Genomic DNA, 14,075 nt, shown 5'->3' with positions numbered 1-14,075 from the left:
AAAAGTGTAATCGAGAGCCTTATACTCTAACTGAGGTGATCTTATGAAATTAAATTTAGAATCAACCGTTCAATTAAATAACGGTGTTGATATGCCACGTTTGGGATTAGGAGTTTGGCGCAGTGATAATGCTACGGCCTCTCAATCTGTTCGTTGGGCTTTAAAACATGGATATAAAGCAATTGATACAGCAAAACAATACGGTAACGAAGCCGGAGTTGGTGACGGACTTACCAAAGGATTAGCTGAAAATGGCTTAAAACGTGATGACGTCTTTTTAACCACTAAGATTTTTAATGGTGATCAAGGCTATGACTCAACAATTGCAGCTTTTGAGGGCCAATTAAAACGGCTACAAACCACCTATGTTGATTTAGTTTTGATTCATTGGCCAGTAACTGATAAATACAATGAAACATGGCGTGCTTTAGAAGATCTTTATCGGGCTGGCAAGATTCGTGCCATTGGAGTTTCTAACTTTGATATTCAAAGACTCCGTGACTTGATGAAACATGCTTCCATTAAACCAGTGATTAATCAAATGGAATTTAATCCATTAGAACAAGAAACTGATATTAAAGACTATTGTAATCGTCATAATATTCAACTTGAAGCCTGGTCACCACTTGGTCATGGTGATGCACTTAAAAATCCACAAATTAAAAAAATTGCGGATAAATATGGTAAAACAACCGCTCAAGTGATTATTCGTTGGGAATTACAACGAGGAATTAATACCATTCCTAAGTCAACTCACGAAGAGTTCATTAAGGAAAATGCCAATGTTTATGATTTTTCATTAACAGACGATGACATGAATTTGATGAATAGTTTGAATTTAGATAAACGTTCAATTTGGTACGGCGATTTCCAATGGAGTGGTAATCCTGATGGTGGCGTTGATACAGTTGATCAATGGGAAAAATAAAATAACGTAAGTCACTCATAATGAGTGGCTTTTTGCTTGGGTTTAATCAATAGTTAATTTCTGCTAGAATAATAAGTAAACAAAACGGAGGAAGTAAATATGATTATTGATGTATTAAAAGATGGTTTTAAAACTGTCAAAGAACACAAATGGGCCATCCTAGGTATGTGGATGCCAGCATTTATTGTGGGCGTAATTGCTAACTGTTTTTCAAACAACAATGCAATTACTGCAGCAATTAGTAATTTATCAATCGATCCGGTTACTGCACTTAACACTTTGCAATCATCATTTGCGTTAATGTTTATTTTTTCAATTCTTACTTCTTTATTCAGTGTTTCATTAAAAATGGGACTCTTAAAATCTGATCAAGACGGTAATTTTAATTTTAAAAATGCATTTGTAGCTTTTGACGGCATGACATGGGTTGGAGTTATTGTAATTGACTTCTTAGCTGCATTAATTGAAGCAGTATTAATAGTATTGTTTGCGGTTGTAGCATTACTATTTTTCTTTGCTGGTGTAAATCAACAAAATTCATTCTTTTTTGCAATTGCTGCTTTGGTTGCTTTGATTGGAATTGCTGTTTTCATCTACGTTTCATTAGGATTAGCTTTTATTTTCTTAACTTATTATACTGATACTAAAGATACAGATTTAAATAACGGTTTTATTAAATCCTTCCCTGAAACATGGAAATTAATGAAGGGTCACCGTTACGAATTGCTAGGCTTGATTGTTTTACAATTCTTAATTTCTTTTGGAGTATTTTTGGCATTCTTAGTAGTTGTTGTAATAGTTGCAGTGCTATTTTCATTAATGCACGGTTCTATAATTGCGATTAGTTTAGCAACTATTTTGGGAATTTTAATATTTATCGCTGCAATAGTTGCGATTGTATTCCTTGATTTATGGTTTTTGATGAGTCAAATCAAGTTCTTTGAAAGACTTAAATAATTAAAATTTAAAAATCACCTGGTTAGGTGATTTTTTTGGAGGAAATTATCATGAAAAATAATCAAGATTGGGCACCAACCACTGCCGAATATTATCACCGTTTGAAACAAATTTCACCAAATTATAGTTTGGATAACTTTAAACGTAATGCAGATAATATTTTAGTTAATAAAAAATCATTAGCAGTAGAAGATACATTAGACAGTTACACCATTAATTTCGATAAGAGTCGCCATGGTCATCATGTTGCTCGTAGTTTAGCAACTGAACGAGCTAACAATGATACTTCGTCAGCAGAAGCGCAAAAAGCCTTGGCTGAAAGAGAAACAAATGGTTGTTATGATTTAGATCTTTCTTACAATGTTGAAAAAAATGAAATTGATATTAAAGATGCAGTTTTATACCAATATAGCTTTAAAAATGATGCATTAAAGAAACCAGCCTTTATTTATTTTCACGGTGGTAATTTTTACGGCAACACTCCTGATAATACGGAAAACTTTGGAAAGAAGTTAGCCGAATTAATGCAAGGGGAAGTCTTTAACGTTGATTACCCAAGAACTCCAGAAGCAGATGTAGATAGTTTAACCAGTGCCGCTTGGCATGCCGTTGAATATGTTGTTAAACATGCTGAAGAACTTCACGTTGAGCCTAGTCGAATTTTTGTAACAGGTGATAGTGCTGGTGGTAACATTGCGGCAGTCATGAGCAACTTTGATATTCAAAAAGGCACTGGCTACATTAAAGGACAAGTTTTAATTTATCCCATGCTAGATATTGAGACAGTTCCAAATAAACAAAAGCTACCTAGTATGGATGAATTTGCTACGAAGTTAATTGAAGATATGGATGACGAAAATATTGAATCATTAACTACTTTGAAGGCTATTTATCCTGCAAAGCATCAAATGAGTGATGCAATTATTTCACCAATCAATACTAGTGAAGCTGAATTAACTAAAGTACCTCGAACCATGGTGGTTGCAGCAGAATATGACTGCTTAACTCCTCAAGGTTACACATATGCTACAAATGTCGCAAAAACACATGATGATGTTGACTACATTTGGTATGCCGGTATGATGCATGGATTCGTTACTAGAATGGGGATTATTCCTCAAGCAGAAGACCTTGCACGAGAAATGGCATTGTGGGCTAAGCGATAGAATTTTATGTAACGATTGTGGTTGTGTTAGAATTAAGATGTTACATAAGTTTATTATTAAAATAATGGAGTGAATAATTATGGCTGAAAAAGCAAACAAAGAACAAATTTTTGATGAAATTAAAGAAATCGTGGTTGACCAAACTGATTTAGACGCAATTAAAATTACTATGGACGCTAACTTCAAAGAAAACTTGGAATTAGACAGTCTTGATGTTTTCGAAATCGTTGATGCTCTTGAAGACAAATACGACATCGAAATTGATGGTGACGAAGGTATGGCAACTGTAAAAGATTTAGTTGATTATGTTGCTAAACAAATCGACGCCAAATAATTTTTGGGGAGGATTCACACTTGTTGAAATTTAAAAGTGGAAGACTCACTGATTTACAGTATCAACCATACTATCAAGAATTAGGAATTGAAGATCAACCGAAGCAACAACAGACTTTGGTAGGTAAAATTTTACTAGCCAAGTTGTTGGAATTACCAGAAAAGACTTTTCTATCTGGCAACTCAATTGCAGAAGGTGAACACGGTAAACCTTATTTTACGGATCGAAATGAGCACTTTAACATTTCTCATTCTGATAATTTGGTGACCGTTGCCGTTTCTGATCAGCCCATTGGAATTGATATTGAAAAGATTAAACCTAAACAACTCGGAAAATTAAGCCATGCTTTTAACGTAGGCGAAATTGCTTATCTCAATAAGTTGCATGATCCACGTAAATCTGAACAAATTTTACGTTTGTGGACGATTAAAGAAGCTGTCTTAAAGGAATTAGGGTTGGGGTTGACTAGTAAACCTAAAAACATTGAAATTTCGTTGCCACGGATGGATTATGCCACGCGTGACGGTGAAAAATTCAAGATTGATTTTTTAGGAATTGATCATGAATATATTGGTACGATGGCAACTAAAGTTAAGTAAACTAAAAGACAATCATTACTGAAATATCAGTAGTGATTGTCTTTTTTTATATTTTAACGTTTATGGGTTTGTTCCCGATCAGGACCAACTGAATACCAGTCAATCGGAACATTAACTAGAGTTTCAACTGTCTTAATGTAGTTTTGGGCATTTTCTGGAAGTTTATCAAATTTATCACAACTAGTTGTGTCTACTTTCCAACCAGGAAGTTCTTGGTAAATTGGCTTGCATTGGGCTAAGACATCTAAGTTAGCAGGGTAGAAATCAATGATTTTGCCATTTAATTCATAGCCAGTACATACTTTAATGGTATCTAAACCATCTAAGACGTCCACACAGTTCATTGCTAAACCGGTTAAACCAGATACACGAGCGGCATGACAAAGGGCAACTGCATCAAGCCAACCAATTCGACGAGGACGTTTCGTAACTGTTCCATATTCGTGAGCAGTTTCGCGAATGTAGTCTCCAATTTCGTTAAGTTGTTCAGTGGGGAAAGGACCTTCACCAACTCGAGAAGTATATGCTTTACATACCCCAATGACATCAGTAACCTTAGTAGGTCCAATTCCAGCTCCTACAGCAGCACCACCGGCAACTGGGTTTGAAGAAGTTACGTATGGATAAGTACCATGATCGATATCAAGCATGATTCCTTGAGCACCTTCAAACAAGATGTTCTTACCATCAGCTTTGTTTAATAAATCAGAAGTATCGATTACGTATTTTTTCATGCGTTGACCGTATTCTTTGTATTCTTCATACATTGAATCAAAGTCTAATGGTTCTACTTCATATAATTTAGTTAATAATTCATTTTTTTGACGAAGAGTTTCTTTTAAAACCTTTTTAAGGGTTTCAGGATAAATTAAATCAGCAACTCGAATTCCAACTCGTGCGATTTTATCCATGTATGCTGGGCCAATTCCCTTTTGTGTGGTCCCAATTTTGTTAGCTCTGTTCTTTTCATTAAGTTTATCCAATAAAATGTGGTAAGGCATGATTACTTGAGCACGAGAAGAAATGCGAAGGTTATCAGTTGGAACGCCGTTGTCATTTAAGTATTTCATTTCCCGAAAGAGGGCTTTCGGATTTAAAACAACGCCGTTACCAATCATAGCGATTTTGTCTGAGTAAAAAATTCCTGAAGGGAGGAGTTGAAGACTAAACTTTTGATCGTTAAATACGATTGTGTGTCCGGCATTATCGCCACCTTGATAACGAGCGATGATGTCGGAATCTTTACTTAGGTAATCAACAATCTTACCTTTCCCTTCATCACCCCATTGACTACCAACTACAACTGTAACTGACATATGTGCACCTCATTTACATTCTAATTTATTTTTGAACCACAGTTATTTTAGCAATCATCATTAAGAATTTCAAGGGGTTAGCTGAAATTGGTAAAATAAAGTTCGTGTTTTTTAATTATCTATAATATAAGCAACATTTATCAAGATTGATTGACAAAGAATACGAACAATAGGAAAATAAAGTTATTAATATGCGATTTTAGGATAATTTAAAATGATAAATGCACAGATTTAGTAATAATTAGGTCTTTTTTAGAATCATTAGAAGGAGAAAAAAGCATGACAAAGGATTATCGAATCGAAAGTGATACCTTAGGGGAAGTTAAGGTACCTAAAGACGCTCTCTGGGGTGCACAAACGGAACGGAGCCGGCATAATTTTCCGACTGGGCCATTGATGCCAGTCTGGGTTATTAAAGCACTAATTAACGTTAAATTGGCAGCTGCTAAAGTTAATGCAGCAGAAGGCGAATTAAATCAACATCGGGCTGATTTAATTGAACAAGCAGCCGAAAAATTATTAAATTTATCAGACGCTGATTTAATGAAAGATTTTCCATTACACGTTTACCAAACGGGATCAGGCACGCAAACTAATATGAACGTCAATGAAGTGTTAGCCCATGTTGCTAATCAGATTGATCCAGAAGCTAAAATTTTACCCAATGATGACGTTAATCATTCACAAAGTTCGAATGATACTTTCCCAACCGCGATGAATATTGCAGGACTAAAAGCAGTTCAACAACTTTTGCCAGAATTAGAACGATTAATTGAAGTTTTTGATCAACTTTCTCAAAAATATTGGGATGTAGTTAAAATTGGACGGACTCATTTACAAGATGCCACTCCGTTGACGTTTGGACAAGAAATTTCTGGTTGGTCAAGTACTTTGAAACATGACGTTTCCTTCATTAAAATGAACGCAAACGGTTTATTAGATTTGCCAATTGGTGGAACGGCCGTTGGAACAGGGTTAAATGCTGAAATTGGGTTCGATCAAGCGATGGTGACAGAGTTAGGCCAAATTTATGGAGAAAAATTCAAAGTTGAAAATAAATTCTATGGCTTGGCAGCTCACACAGCACTTACCAACACACACGGGGCCATCAGTACCCTGGCAACTGACCTGATGAAAATCTCGAATGACATTCGGTTCTTAGCTAGTGGTCCACGTGCTGGGTATGGTGAAATTAGTATTCCCGCCAATGAACCAGGTTCATCAATCATGCCAGGAAAAGTAAATCCAACGCAGACTGAAGCTATGACCATGGCAGCAACGAGAATCATGGGAAATAATACCACGATTGAATTTGCTAACAGTCAGGGAAACTTTGAAATGAATGTTTATAAACCAGTAATAATTGCCACTTTTATTGAATCAGTTGAGTTATTGATTGGGTTATTGCCTAATTATACTGATAAACTTGTGGCTGGAATTCAAGTTAATGAACAAGAAATGAAAAAATTAGTTGATGAATCACTCATGACAGTGACTGCTTTGTCACCCCATATCGGATACCATAATGCAGCTTCAATTGCCCAACTTGCAATGAAAGAAGGGCTTAACCTGCGTGAGGCAGCCGTTCAATCTGGTTTCCTCAGTGCTACGGATTTTGATAAGTGGGTTGACCCATTAAAAATGACCAATAATCAACGTAAATAATTGCATATAAAAGAGCCCAGCATTCGCTGAGCTCTTTTTGTTATAAATTTATTTTTGTGAATTATTTGCAGTAGAAGGACGATTATTTGTTGGTAGTTCACCGTCTTTATCACGTTTTACTAATTCTGCAATTAACATTCTGTATTGAGTCCGATATTCGTTGTAAGCACGTTGTGATTCTTTCATATTGTGTTCAGTGTCTTGAATTTTCTTCAATAATTCTTGGTTAGTGTAACCAGCTAAATGCATTTGGAAATCTAAAGTTGAATTATAAGCATTTGACAATGAGTTATATCCAGATTTAGTAGCGCTGGTAACCACATTTGCCAATGATTTGAATGATGGTTGTTCACTAAGATCATTAATGTAATCCATAGTAGGAGTACTAATGCTTCGATCCCAATATGAGATTAATGGACCAGCAAAGAATGCTACCACGATGGATGCGAATCCAATTGGACCACCGGCAATCAAGGCAGCAACTAAGAAACAAACATCTTGGCCAACCCGTGCAGTTTTATACTTAATATGGAAACGAGTAGAAATAATTGGGGCAATTGCATCGTAAGGAGCAACCCCTAAACTAGGTGCCATGTAAAGTGAACTACCGGCAGTAAACATTAATAATCCTAAGATTAAGTCAGCGATTAAAACTAAAACAGTGACTTTACCTGGGAAAATAACATGATAAAGAGATGAGAACCATTGAATTTCAAATCCAACAAGGACCATGTTCATAATCGTTCAAATTCCAATTTTCTTGCGATCAAGAAAGAGAATAAAGATGAAGATGAACAAGTTAGCACCTAATTGGTAAACACCAAGGGTTGTATGGAATTTGCTTGCCATACCAATGCTCAAAGCCGTAAAAGGATCAAGCCCTAAAATTGGAGAAGCTTTTAATAAAGCAGCTCCCATTGAAAGAATCACAATTCCGATAAATGCCATTAAAGTTCGAAGGGAAACATTAACAACTTTCCCCCGAGAGACAGGTTCTTAGTTACATCCGCCTCGCTCGTTTGTGAGTCTGTATTTTCCATATTTAATCAAATTCTTTTCACATAAAAGCAAAAGTTAATACTACAATTATAGTACATTTGGCAATTTCAAAGATTTTATTATAATTATCCAATAAACAATGATAAAATTAATCAACTATATTATAATAAAGAATAAGTAAGTTGGAAAATTCAAATAGAAGGTGTTTTTTTGAAGTTTTTTGCACTAGGTAGAAAAGAAATTAATGCTTTAAACAAATGGAGAGCACGTGAGGCACGTACTAGCCAATTACATCGTTTGATGCATCTTGGTAAAGAAACATCATTGAAATTAACCGAGAATCAAATTCATTTGTTTATGCAAATTAAATTAAAATACTAATATTGATTAATCAAAAACGAAGTTTTAATTATTAAACTTCGTTTTTTGTATATTCACAGTTTGCCTCTGTTTGTTACGCTTTAATGCATCTGTAACAGACTATTTTGGAGGGCTGTCTTACCTGATATCAAAGGATTTGACCTCAATGTTACAAACATATTTCAAACTTAAAATTGGTAAATTCAGTTAAAATTGACGAAAATTAGGTTGTTGAGTAAACGAAGAAAAATGTAGAGGTGAAAACATGGCTGTAATGAATGCAAAAGAAATCATGGATTTAATTCCAAACCGTTATCCAATTTTATTTATTGATCGAGTTGATGAAATGGTGCCGGGTGAATCAATCGTTGCTACTAAGAATGTTACAATCAATGAAGAGTATTTCCAAGGTCATTTTCCTGGAAATCCAGTAATGCCAGGAGTTTTGATTATTGAATCAATGGCTCAAGTAGCTTCAATTTTGATTCTTAAAACACCACAATTCGAAAACAAAACTGCTTATTTAGGTAGTATTAAAAACGCAAAATTCAGACGGATAGTTGAGCCAGGAGACGTTTTGACTTTCAAAGTTACGATGGATAAAATTCGTGACCGGACTGGTTCAGTTTCATGTGTTGCCTACGTTGGCGACGAGAAATGTTGTGAAACTAAATTAACTTTCATCGTTGATAAAAACGAAAGAACAAAATAGTTATGAGTAGCTTTAGAATTAAAGCGATTGCTAAGTCAGTTCCCCAAAAGGTGGTTACCAATGATGATTTAACTAAAATCATGGAAACCTCAGACGAGTGGATTAAACGACGGACCGGAATCGCACAACGACACATTGCTACGACAGAAAGTAACACGTCAATGTGTGTTGATGTCGCCAAGCAACTGGTTAATCAAGCTGGAATTGATGTAAATCAAATTGACTATATCATTGTGGCAACGATGTCAGGTGATTACCAAACGCCATCCACGGCTGCTAGTGTGCAAGGTAGCATTGGAGCAAGTCATGCGGTTGCTTTTGATATCGATGCGGCTTGCTCTGGCTTTGTCTATGGTAGTTCAGTGATGAATACCTTGTTAGCTGGGAAAAAAGATAGCATTGGAATTGTGATTGGCGGAGAAAAACTAAGTCGTTTAGTGAATTGGCATGATCGTGGCACCGCGGTGCTCTTTGGCGATGGAGCGGCCGGAATTTTAGTGCAAAATGACGGTAGTGATTCCCAAATTCTAGGTGAAAATCTTAGCACTTTTGGTGAAGCAGGGATGAGTTTAACTGCTGGTCATCATGCCGGACAAAATCCCTTTGGCGAAAATCATGATCAAGATGATCAATTTTTGCAAATGGATGGACATGCTGTTTATAACTTCGCTACCAAACGTGTGCCTGAATCAATTGAACAAGCTGTGAAGGCAGCTGGAATCGAGTTAAGTGATATTAAATACTTCGTAATGCACCAGGCTAACGAAAGAATTGTCAAACGGGTTGCGAAAAAGTTATCATTATCAATGAACAAATTTCCAGTTAACATTCATAACTATGGAAATACTGCTGCCGCCAGTGAACCAATTTTGTTGGCTGAACTAGCGGAACAAGGACGATTACATCGGGGCGACTACCTAGCTTTAACTGGCTTTGGTGGTGGCTTAACGGTGGGAACCATCGTGATTAAATATTAAAAAACTTACATTATATTAGGAGAAAAATTATGACAGACGATAGTCAAACACAAATTTTAGCTAAAATTAAAGAAGTAGTTGCCGATCAATTAGATGACGTGAATGTTGATGAAATTCAATTAAACACTAACTTAAAAGATGGTTTAGACTTAGATAGTTTAGATATTTTTGAAATCGTAGATGCCTTAGAAGATCAATACGACATCGAAATTGACGGTGATGAAGGAATTGAAACAGTTCAACAATTAGTTGATTACGTGCAAAAACAAATTAACGAAAAATAATTTGAGGATAATTAATGAGAAAAATTGGTTATTTATTTAGTGGGCAAGGAAGCCAGTTTGCTAATATGGGAGTGGACCTTTATCAAAAAGCACCAGCTTATCAACAGGCAATTGATGAAGCCTCTGCTGTTTTAGGAATTGATTTAGTAAATCCTGATAATATGGATGATCCTAAAAATGTGCAAATGGCAATTTTAGCGATGAGTTTTGGAATTTATCAAACAATTGCACATGAATTACCACAAGCAAAGGTTATGGCTGGACTTAGTTTAGGTGAATACAGTGCCTTAGTTGCAAGCGGAGCCCTAGATTTTAAGACTGCAATTGCTTTAGTTAAAGACCGTTCGCATTACATGGAACAAGCTGGTTTGCAAAACCCAGGCTCAATGGCCGCTGTTTTAAAACTAGACCCACAAAAAGTTACGCAAATTTGTCAGTCAATTGTAGGAGCTTATCCGGCAAATTACAATACGGCAACGCAAACAGTAATTGGCGGAACAACCGAGGGAGTTACGCAAGCTGGCACAGCCCTCGAAGAAGCTGGAGCTAAACGAGTTGTTCCTCTTAAAGTTGCGGTTGCTTCGCATACGCCTTTAATGCAAGCTGCCAGTGATAATTTGTCTCAGCGACTGGAAGATGTACATTTTGATGGATTTAAAATTCCAGTAATTAGTAATACGACAGCCAAACCATTCGCCGATGAATCGGTTAAAACCACATTGCGAGAGCAATTGATTAAGCCAACTCATTTTGCGGAAGATTTAAAGTATATGCAAGAACATTTTGGCATTGATACTTTAATTGAGATTGGTCCGGGTGACACGCTTAGTAAATTTGCTAAAAAGACCTTAAAGGGCATCGAAACATATCACATTGACAATGTTGAGACTTTAAATGAAGTTAAAACGGCACTCGAAACGGAGGCAAAATAATGACTGATGAAAAAAGAATTGTATTAGTAACTGGTGGAACTAAAGGAATTGGTATTGCTACTGCTAAGCAATTAGCAAAGAATCCTGCTAATTTTGTAGTTATTAATTCACACCGCGAATTAGATGATGCTGCTCAAACTGAACTTGAAAAGCAATTTAATAATCCAATTAAAATTGTGACTGGCGACGTTGCAAAAGAAGACGATGCGAAACGGATGATTGATGACTTAGTTGAAGAATTCGGTCACATTGACGTTTTAGTTAACAATGCCGGAATGACGCAAGATAAATTAATGACCAGAATGACAGAAACATCATTTAAAGACGTGCTTAATACCAATTTAGTGGGAACTTTTAACATGTCTAAATTTGCTTTGAAAACCATGCAAAAGAAACGTTCTGGAGTAATCATTAACATGTCAAGTATTGCCGGAACTCACGGTAACGTGGGTCAAGCTAATTACTCAGCTAGTAAAGCTGGAATTGTTGGATTAACAAAAACTACAGCTCAAGAAGGATCATTACGAGGAGTGCGTTGTAATGCAATTGCACCAGGAATGATTAAAACTGCTATGACAGATAAATTAAGCGATAAAATTATTAAACAATGGGAAGGTCAAATTCCCCTTCATCGTTTCGGTGATGTAGAAAATATTGCCCAAACCGTTGAATTTTTAGTTGAAAATGATTACATCACTGGTCAAGTAATTACGGTTGATGGTGGACTTACCATGTAATTTAGTTTTCTAAAGGAGGAAACAAATGAGTAACAGAGTTGTTGTAACAGGAATCGGTGCACTTTCTCCAATCGGAAATACTGCGGACGATTTTATTAAAAATATGTTGAATTCAAAAGTTGGAATTGCTCCAATTACTAAATTTGATGCTTCCAAAACTGGAATTACAGTTGCTGGTGAAGTGAAAGATTTTAATCCATCAGATCGACTTTCAAAGAAAGACTACAAACGCCTTGATCCATATGCTCAATACGCACTTTATACTGCTAAAGAAGCCATGGACCAAGCTGGCTTAGTGGAAGGTGAAAATTACCAACCAGAAGATCTCGGTGTTATTTATGGAACTGGAATTGGTGGAATTCAAACCATCGAAGAACAAGTTATCAAAGCACACGAAAAGGGACCACGTCGGGTTTCTCCATTATTCGTACCGAAAGCCATCTCAAACATGGCGGCCGGAAATATTTCAATGTATTTTGACGCAAAAAACACTTCGCAAGCCATCGTAACGGCCTGTGCATCAGGAACCAACGCCATCGGAAATGCTTTTGAATTTATCAAGCAAGGCAAAGCTAAAGTGATGATTACCGGGGGTTCTGAAGCTGCAGTTACCAACATGGGAATTGCAGGTTTTGCTTCTTTAACAGCCTTATCAGAATCAACTGATCCAATGGCTGCTTCAATGCCATTTGATGTTGACCGCAATGGTTTCGTATTAGGTGAAGGTGCTGGAACTTTAGTCCTTGAAGACTATGATCATGCCAAAGCACGTGGGGCTAAGATTTTAGCTGAAATCGTGGGTTATGGAACTACTAGTGATGCATATCATCTAACTGCTCCAGATCCTGAAGGTAAAGGTGCCATCATGGCAATGAAACAAGCCGTGGATGAAGCTGGAATTGCAACCGATGAACTTGACTATGTCAACGCACATGGAACTGCTACTCACGCTAATGATGCAGGAGAAAGTGCTGCGATTGGTAAATTATTTGCTGACAATGACCACCTTAAAACAAGTTCAATTAAAGGAATGATTGGTCATTTACTTGGAGCAGCTGGTGGATTAGAAGCCGTTGCTTTAGTTGGAGCTTTAGAAAATGCTCAAATGCCTGTTAACGTGGGAATGAAACATAAAGATCCCGAAGTTAAAATTGATTTAGTTAATGATGATAATAAAAAAGCTCCAATCGAAACTGCCATCAGTAACTCATTTGGTTTTGGTGGACATAATGCAGTAATTGCAATGAGAAAGTGGGAAGATAATTAATGAATGAAGCTGACATCGAACGTTTACTTGAAAAATTTGATCAGTCTGGCTTACAAGAATTAAAGATCGATGGTAACGGTGTTGACGTTTATTTTAGTAAGTTGGCTAACAAAAATGAAGCTACTCCAGTAGTTGGTAGCGATTCACAACCAACTAACCCAGTTGCTTCAGTAAATGATTGCGAAAATTATAAATTAAAAGCTTCAATGGTTGGATTAGTCTATTTTACTCCCGGTCCTGACAAACCTGCTTATAAAGCAGTTGGTGACCACGTTAAAAGGGGTGAAACCATTTGTGCCATTGAAGCCATGAAGTTAATTAATGAAGTGAAAAGTCCCGTAACCGGAACGATTACAAAACGCTTAGTGAACGACGGTGAAATGGTCGAATTTGATCAACCAATGTTTGAAATCAAGGAGGACTAGAATGGATTATAAAGTAAGTGATTTTATCCCCCAACGCTATCCCTTTGAAATGATTGATAAAATTATTGATGTTCAACCGGGAAAATCTGCAGAAGCAGTGAAAAACCTTTCAGTCAATGAATGGTTTTTTTCGAATGAAAATCAGTTTAGTTTGCCGCATCCCATTATTGTGGAAGCATTAGCCCAAACTGGGGTAGTTGCAGTTCTTTCCATGCCAGAACATAAAGGCAAAAACGTCTTTTTTGGTGGCATTAAGAATGCTGAGTTTAAAGCTGATATGCATCCTGGTGATATCCTTCATTTGAAAGTTGAATTGACCAAACTTAAACGAAACATTGGCGTGGGCCATGCGGAAGTGATTCGTGACGGCGAAGTTATTGTTGATGCTAATTTGATGTTTGCGATTGAATAGGTGAG

16 protein-coding genes and 1 pseudogene are annotated in these 14,075 nt (G+C 36.4%); 15 read left to right on the top strand and 2 right to left on the bottom strand.

The window, feature by feature from the left end:
* Positions 1 to 43 precede the first annotated feature (43 nt).
* From PY770_RS06320 to PY770_RS06300, 5 genes are all read left to right on the top strand, one after another.
* Entirely contained in the window at positions 44 to 928 is an 885-nt protein-coding gene (locus tag PY770_RS06320) for an aldo/keto reductase (RefSeq protein WP_014082442.1), read from the top strand.
* A 99-nt stretch (positions 929 to 1,027) separates the two neighbouring features.
* Complete coding sequence (locus PY770_RS06315; protein WP_056958481.1) at positions 1,028 to 1,885, top strand: hypothetical protein; 858 nt, start codon at positions 1,028 to 1,030, stop codon at positions 1,883 to 1,885.
* Positions 1,886 to 1,935: 50 nt separating this feature from the next.
* On the top strand, positions 1,936 to 3,051 hold the full coding sequence (locus PY770_RS06310) for an alpha/beta hydrolase fold domain-containing protein (protein ID WP_041817945.1): 1,116 nt from the start codon (positions 1,936 to 1,938) through the stop codon (positions 3,049 to 3,051).
* Positions 3,052 to 3,130: 79 nt separating this feature from the next.
* Entirely contained in the window at positions 3,131 to 3,385 is a 255-nt protein-coding gene (locus tag PY770_RS06305; RefSeq protein WP_014082439.1) for an acyl carrier protein, read from the top strand.
* Between the two features lie 20 nt (positions 3,386 to 3,405).
* Positions 3,406 to 3,984 carry a 4'-phosphopantetheinyl transferase family protein gene (locus PY770_RS06300; protein ID WP_014082438.1) on the top strand — a complete coding sequence of 193 codons (579 nt, stop codon included), beginning with the start codon at positions 3,406 to 3,408 and terminating at the stop codon, positions 3,982 to 3,984.
* 53 nt (positions 3,985 to 4,037) lie between these two features.
* Here PY770_RS06300 and PY770_RS06295 read toward each other — a convergent pair whose 3' ends face one another.
* Entirely contained in the window at positions 4,038 to 5,300 is a 1,263-nt protein-coding gene (locus PY770_RS06295; RefSeq protein WP_056958477.1) for an adenylosuccinate synthase, read from the bottom strand.
* A 279-nt stretch (positions 5,301 to 5,579) separates the two neighbouring features.
* On the opposite strand from PY770_RS06295, the gene PY770_RS06290 reads away from it, so the two are divergent.
* Positions 5,580 to 6,965, top strand: coding sequence for a class II fumarate hydratase (locus PY770_RS06290; RefSeq protein ID WP_275045874.1), 1,386 nt, complete (start codon positions 5,580 to 5,582; stop codon positions 6,963 to 6,965).
* A 48-nt stretch (positions 6,966 to 7,013) separates the two neighbouring features.
* Here PY770_RS06290 and PY770_RS06285 read toward each other — a convergent pair.
* Positions 7,014 to 7,883, bottom strand: a pseudogene (locus PY770_RS06285) (YczE/YyaS/YitT family protein).
* Positions 7,884 to 8,174: 291 nt separating this feature from the next.
* On the opposite strand from PY770_RS06285, the gene PY770_RS06275 reads away from it, so the two are divergent.
* From PY770_RS06275 to PY770_RS06235, 9 genes are all read left to right on the top strand, one after another.
* Complete coding sequence (locus PY770_RS06275; RefSeq protein WP_014082434.1) at positions 8,175 to 8,345, top strand: hypothetical protein; 171 nt, start codon at positions 8,175 to 8,177, stop codon at positions 8,343 to 8,345.
* Between the two features lie 244 nt (positions 8,346 to 8,589).
* Positions 8,590 to 9,036, top strand: coding sequence for a 3-hydroxyacyl-ACP dehydratase FabZ (gene fabZ / locus PY770_RS06270; protein ID WP_163615259.1), 447 nt, complete (start codon positions 8,590 to 8,592; stop codon positions 9,034 to 9,036).
* On the top strand, positions 9,033 to 10,013 hold the full coding sequence (locus PY770_RS06265; protein WP_014082432.1) for a beta-ketoacyl-ACP synthase III: 981 nt from the start codon (positions 9,033 to 9,035) through the stop codon (positions 10,011 to 10,013). Before fabZ ends, PY770_RS06265 begins: the two co-directional genes overlap by 4 nt.
* 29 nt (positions 10,014 to 10,042) lie before the next feature.
* Entirely contained in the window at positions 10,043 to 10,297 is a 255-nt protein-coding gene (locus PY770_RS06260; protein ID WP_275045871.1) for an acyl carrier protein, read from the top strand.
* Positions 10,298 to 10,311: 14 nt separating this feature from the next.
* Positions 10,312 to 11,229 (top strand): ACP S-malonyltransferase, encoded by a 918-nt coding sequence (locus PY770_RS06255; protein WP_275045870.1) that lies wholly within the window; start codon positions 10,312 to 10,314, stop codon positions 11,227 to 11,229.
* Entirely contained in the window at positions 11,229 to 11,966 is a 738-nt protein-coding gene (gene fabG, locus PY770_RS06250) for a 3-oxoacyl-ACP reductase FabG (RefSeq protein ID WP_275045869.1), read from the top strand. The genes PY770_RS06255 and fabG overlap by 1 nt, the downstream gene beginning before the upstream one ends.
* Positions 11,967 to 11,991: 25 nt before the next feature.
* On the top strand, positions 11,992 to 13,233 hold the full coding sequence (gene fabF, locus PY770_RS06245) for a beta-ketoacyl-ACP synthase II (RefSeq protein ID WP_275045868.1): 1,242 nt from the start codon (positions 11,992 to 11,994) through the stop codon (positions 13,231 to 13,233).
* Entirely contained in the window at positions 13,233 to 13,658 is a 426-nt protein-coding gene (locus PY770_RS06240; RefSeq protein ID WP_056958467.1) for an acetyl-CoA carboxylase biotin carboxyl carrier protein, read from the top strand. Before fabF ends, PY770_RS06240 begins: the two co-directional genes overlap by 1 nt.
* 1 nt (position 13,659) lies before the next feature.
* The gene (locus tag PY770_RS06235; RefSeq protein ID WP_275045867.1) at positions 13,660 to 14,070 is read left to right on the top strand and encodes a 3-hydroxyacyl-ACP dehydratase FabZ family protein; all 411 of its coding nucleotides are present in this window, start codon (positions 13,660 to 13,662) and stop codon (positions 14,068 to 14,070) included.
* Positions 14,071 to 14,075: the final 5 nt, after the last annotated feature.

The organism is Fructilactobacillus sanfranciscensis, assembly GCF_029023685.1.
GTDB classification, from domain to species: domain Bacteria; phylum Bacillota; class Bacilli; order Lactobacillales; family Lactobacillaceae; genus Fructilactobacillus; species Fructilactobacillus sanfranciscensis.
The sequence above is the reverse complement of the archived record's forward strand: the minus strand, read 5'-3'. Positions and strand labels throughout refer to the sequence as shown.

Bases quoted from the DNA above. Each gene is read 5' to 3' on its own strand.
- fabG (WP_275045869.1), top strand. From the start codon at position 11,229: ATGACTGATGAAAAAAGAATTGTATTAGTAACTGGTGGAACTAAAGGA.
- PY770_RS06255 (WP_275045870.1), top strand. From the start codon at position 10,312: ATGAGAAAAATTGGTTATTTATTTAGTGGGCAAGGAAGCCAGTTTGCT.
- PY770_RS06260 (WP_275045871.1), top strand. From the start codon at position 10,043: ATGACAGACGATAGTCAAACACAAATTTTAGCTAAAATTAAAGAAGTA.
- PY770_RS06310 (WP_041817945.1), top strand. From the start codon at position 1,936: ATGAAAAATAATCAAGATTGGGCACCAACCACTGCCGAATATTATCAC.
- fabZ (WP_163615259.1), top strand. From the start codon at position 8,590: ATGGCTGTAATGAATGCAAAAGAAATCATGGATTTAATTCCAAACCGT.
- PY770_RS06240 (WP_056958467.1), top strand. From the start codon at position 13,233: ATGAATGAAGCTGACATCGAACGTTTACTTGAAAAATTTGATCAGTCT.
- PY770_RS06320 (WP_014082442.1), top strand. From the start codon at position 44: ATGAAATTAAATTTAGAATCAACCGTTCAATTAAATAACGGTGTTGAT.
- fabF (WP_275045868.1), top strand. From the start codon at position 11,992: ATGAGTAACAGAGTTGTTGTAACAGGAATCGGTGCACTTTCTCCAATC.
- PY770_RS06295 (WP_056958477.1), bottom strand. From the start codon at position 5,300: ATGTCAGTTACAGTTGTAGTTGGTAGTCAATGGGGTGATGAAGGGAAA.
- PY770_RS06235 (WP_275045867.1), top strand. From the start codon at position 13,660: ATGGATTATAAAGTAAGTGATTTTATCCCCCAACGCTATCCCTTTGAA.
- PY770_RS06315 (WP_056958481.1), top strand. From the start codon at position 1,028: ATGATTATTGATGTATTAAAAGATGGTTTTAAAACTGTCAAAGAACAC.
- PY770_RS06290 (WP_275045874.1), top strand. From the start codon at position 5,580: ATGACAAAGGATTATCGAATCGAAAGTGATACCTTAGGGGAAGTTAAG.
- PY770_RS06305 (WP_014082439.1), top strand. From the start codon at position 3,131: ATGGCTGAAAAAGCAAACAAAGAACAAATTTTTGATGAAATTAAAGAA.